At 45.1% G+C, this 4,271-nt stretch carries 3 protein-coding genes and 1 pseudogene; 2 read left to right on the plus strand and 2 right to left on the minus strand.

The window, feature by feature from the left end:
* Positions 1 to 78: 78 nt before the first annotated feature.
* Both OKC30_RS19930 and OKC30_RS19935 read left to right on the plus strand, forming a co-directional pair.
* Positions 79 to 1,176: pseudogene (locus tag OKC30_RS19930) on the plus strand (IS1380-like element ISEcp1 family transposase); the annotation flags it as partial.
* Positions 1,177 to 1,510: 334 nt separating this feature from the next.
* A complete protein-coding gene (locus OKC30_RS19935) occupies positions 1,511 to 2,386 on the plus strand; it encodes an extended-spectrum class A beta-lactamase CTX-M-3 (protein ID WP_011091028.1) in 876 nt (291 codons plus the stop codon).
* Between the two features lie 46 nt (positions 2,387 to 2,432).
* Here the strand turns inward: OKC30_RS19935 and OKC30_RS19940 are convergent, their stop codons facing one another.
* Positions 2,433 to 2,909 carry a WbuC family cupin fold metalloprotein gene (locus OKC30_RS19940; RefSeq protein ID WP_013023839.1) on the minus strand — a complete coding sequence of 159 codons (477 nt, stop codon included), beginning with the start codon at positions 2,907 to 2,909 and terminating at the stop codon, positions 2,433 to 2,435.
* Positions 2,910 to 3,167: 258 nt separating this feature from the next.
* A complete protein-coding gene (locus OKC30_RS19945) occupies positions 3,168 to 4,028 on the minus strand; it encodes a broad-spectrum class A beta-lactamase TEM-1 (protein WP_000027057.1) in 861 nt (286 codons plus the stop codon).
* Between the last annotated feature and the right edge of the window lie 243 nt (positions 4,029 to 4,271).

Raw genomic sequence — 4,271 nt, forward strand, 5'->3', positions numbered from 1 at the left:
CCACAGGTGGTTTTTGACGAACTTCTGAAAGCAGCCTGATTTTTAATCGGGAATTGCACTTCGAAGTTGAATTCGCGCATGCTCTGCGGTCACTTCATTGGCATTGATAAGTTAGAACGTCTAAAGCTACTTCAAAATGATCCCCTCGTCAACGAGTTTGATATTTCCGTAAAAGAACCTGAAACAGTGTCACGGTTTCTAGGAAACTTCAACTTCAAGACAACCCAAATGTTTAGAGACATTAATTTTAAAGTCTTTAAAAAACTGCTCACTAAAAGTAAATTGACATCCATTACGATTGATATTGATAGTAGTGTAATTAACGTAGAAGGTCATCAAGAAGGTGCGTCAAAAGGATATAATCCTAAGAAACTGGGAAACCGATGCTACAATATCCAATTTGCATTTTGCGACGAATTAAAAGCATATGTTACCGGATTTGTAAGAAGTGGCAATACTTACACTGCAAACGGTGCTGCGGAAATGATCAAAGAAATTGTTGCTAACATCAAATCAGACGATTTAGAAATTTTATTTCGAATGGATAGTGGCTACTTTGATGAAAAAATTATCGAAACGATAGAATCTCTTGGATGCAAATATTTAATTAAAGCCAAAAGTTATTCTACACTCACCTCACAAGCAACGAATTCATCAATTGTATTCGTTAAAGGAGAAGAAGGTAGAGAAACTACAGAACTGTATACAAAATTAGTTAAATGGGAAAAAGACAGAAGATTTGTCGTATCTCGCGTACTGAAACCAGAAAAAGAAAGAGCACAATTATCACTTTTAGAAGGTTCCGAATACGACTACTTTTTCTTTGTAACAAATACTACCTTGCTTTCTGAAAAAGTAGTTATATACTATGAAAAGCGTGGTAATGCTGAAAACTATATCAAAGAAGCCAAATACGACATGGCGGTGGGTCATCTCTTGCTAAAGTCATTTTGGGCGAATGAAGCCGTGTTTCAAATGATGATGCTTTCATATAACCTATTTTTGTTGTTCAAGTTTGATTCCTTGGACTCTTCAGAATACAGACAGCAAATAAAGACCTTTCGTTTGAAGTATGTATTTCTTGCAGCAAAAATAATCAAAACCGCAAGATATGTAATCATGAAGTTATCGGAAAACTATCCGTACAAGGGAGTGTATGAAAAATGTCTGGTATAATAAGAATATCATCAATAAAATTGAGTGTTGCTCTGTGGATAACTTGCAGAGTTTATTAAGTATCATTGCAGCAAAGATGAAATCAATGATTTATCAAAAATGATTGAAAGGTGGTTGTAAATAATGTTACAATGTGTGAGAAGCAGTCTAAATTCTTCGTGAAATAGTGATTTTTGAAGCTAATAAAAAACACACGTGGAATTTAGGTTTCATTCTGGCGACGTCCGTATTTGCCTTTCGGAAGCATAAAATCGGACGCGTTGTGGCTCGCTTCAGGTAAAATATTGACTATTCATGTTGTTGTTATTTCGTCTCTTCCAGAATAAGGAATCCCATGGTTAAAAAATCACTGCGCCAGTTCACGCTGATGGCGACGGCAACCGTCACGCTGTTGTTAGGAAGTGTGCCGCTGTATGCGCAAACGGCGGACGTACAGCAAAAACTTGCCGAATTAGAGCGGCAGTCGGGAGGCAGACTGGGTGTGGCATTGATTAACACAGCAGATAATTCGCAAATACTTTATCGTGCTGATGAGCGCTTTGCGATGTGCAGCACCAGTAAAGTGATGGCCGCGGCCGCGGTGCTGAAGAAAAGTGAAAGCGAACCGAATCTGTTAAATCAGCGAGTTGAGATCAAAAAATCTGACCTTGTTAACTATAATCCGATTGCGGAAAAGCACGTCAATGGGACGATGTCACTGGCTGAGCTTAGCGCGGCCGCGCTACAGTACAGCGATAACGTGGCGATGAATAAGCTGATTGCTCACGTTGGCGGCCCGGCTAGCGTCACCGCGTTCGCCCGACAGCTGGGAGACGAAACGTTCCGTCTCGACCGTACCGAGCCGACGTTAAACACCGCCATTCCGGGCGATCCGCGTGATACCACTTCACCTCGGGCAATGGCGCAAACTCTGCGGAATCTGACGCTGGGTAAAGCATTGGGCGACAGCCAACGGGCGCAGCTGGTGACATGGATGAAAGGCAATACCACCGGTGCAGCGAGCATTCAGGCTGGACTGCCTGCTTCCTGGGTTGTGGGGGATAAAACCGGCAGCGGTGACTATGGCACCACCAACGATATCGCGGTGATCTGGCCAAAAGATCGTGCGCCGCTGATTCTGGTCACTTACTTCACCCAGCCTCAACCTAAGGCAGAAAGCCGTCGCGATGTATTAGCGTCGGCGGCTAAAATCGTCACCGACGGTTTGTAATAGCGGAAACGGAATGGGGAAACTCATTCCGTTTTTGTTTATCGCCTTAGACGGCAAAAGTGCTGTCGCCCACCTGCGCTTGCGCATACCAGGCCATAAGCTCCGTGGTTCCTGGTTCTCCTTCCGCTGGAGCCCAGTGCGCATAGTCATCGGCAGCCACGGGTTGATAGCCACCGTGTTTTACTTCAAAAATTATGCCACCGGTATCCAGCGACAGCACGGCATGCCAGGTTCCTGCGGCCATCTCCAGCACCGTACAGGTTTCCCCCAATATCGCCCGATGGGTGACGGTACCCCGATCGTCAAAATTCAGCACCACGAAACGACCCCTTAATGGCAACAGTAGCTCGAAGGTGTGAGGGTGTCGGTGCGGGCGCACGTAGGTCCCAGGTTCCATGGCAATAGCCAGACGTTGGACCGAATCGCTTAATTCTGGATGGAAATTACGGTGCGCGCGGAGCCGAGGCGATTGCACAGCCGCTGCGCTCTGTTGCTGCATATCGCTCATGGTAATTTGTTTCATCAGGATGACCTTGTCGATTAATGAATTGGGGGGGATTACCGTATGACGTCAGGGTGACAGAACCCGCAGAGCAAGTGAAGAACTGGGTTTGCCAATTTTTCCCTATCCTGATTTACTGAAATGGTATTGACGGTAGTGCTGATATTCAGGCCACTTTTTTAGTTGATAAAAGTCTGTAATTCTTTTTACCGTCTGGGAAAAATTTACGGTGGTAATCACCCCCCAATTATTTCAGTATGAGTAAACTTGGTCTGACAGTTACCAATGCTTAATCAGTGAGGCACCTATCTCAGCGATCTGTCTATTTCGTTCATCCATAGTTGCCTGACTCCCCGTCGTGTAGATAACTACGATACGGGAGGGCTTACCATCTGGCCCCAGTGCTGCAATGATACCGCGAGACCCACGCTCACCGGCTCCAGATTTATCAGCAATAAACCAGCCAGCCGGAAGGGCCGAGCGCAGAAGTGGTCCTGCAACTTTATCCGCCTCCATCCAGTCTATTAATTGTTGCCGGGAAGCTAGAGTAAGTAGTTCGCCAGTTAATAGTTTGCGCAACGTTGTTGCCATTGCTGCAGGCATCGTGGTGTCACGCTCGTCGTTTGGTATGGCTTCATTCAGCTCCGGTTCCCAACGATCAAGGCGAGTTACATGATCCCCCATGTTGTGCAAAAAAGCGGTTAGCTCCTTCGGTCCTCCGATCGTTGTCAGAAGTAAGTTGGCAGCAGTGTTATCACTCATGGTTATGGCAGCACTGCATAATTCTCTTACTGTCATGCCATCCGTAAGATGCTTTTCTGTGACTGGTGAGTACTCAACCAAGTCATTCTGAGAATAGTGTATGCGGCGACCGAGTTGCTCTTGCCCGGCGTCAACACGGGATAATACCGCACCACATAGCAGAACTTTAAAAGTGCTCATCATTGGAAAACGTTCTTCGGGGCGAAAACTCTCAAGGATCTTACCGCTGTTGAGATCCAGTTCGATGTAACCCACTCGTGCACCCAACTGATCTTCAGCATCTTTTACTTTCACCAGCGTTTCTGGGTGAGCAAAAACAGGAAGGCAAAATGCCGCAAAAAAGGGAATAAGGGCGACACGAAAATGTTGAATACTCATACTCTTCCTTTTTCAATATTATTGAAGCATTTACCAGGGTTATTGTCTCATGAGCGGATACATATTTGAATGTATTTAGAAAAATAAACAAATAGGGGTTCCGCGCACATTTCCCCGAAAAGTGCCACCTGACGTCTAAGAAACCATTATTATCATGACATTAACCTACCTGATTACCCATGATTAGCAGTCACCACGAGCTATACTGATCTTACGTACAGTTACTGAGGTGCGAGATCATGG

It is taken from the genome of Aeromonas sp. QDB18 (genome assembly GCF_027705325.1).
Lineage (GTDB): Bacteria > Pseudomonadota > Gammaproteobacteria > Enterobacterales > Aeromonadaceae > Aeromonas > Aeromonas caviae.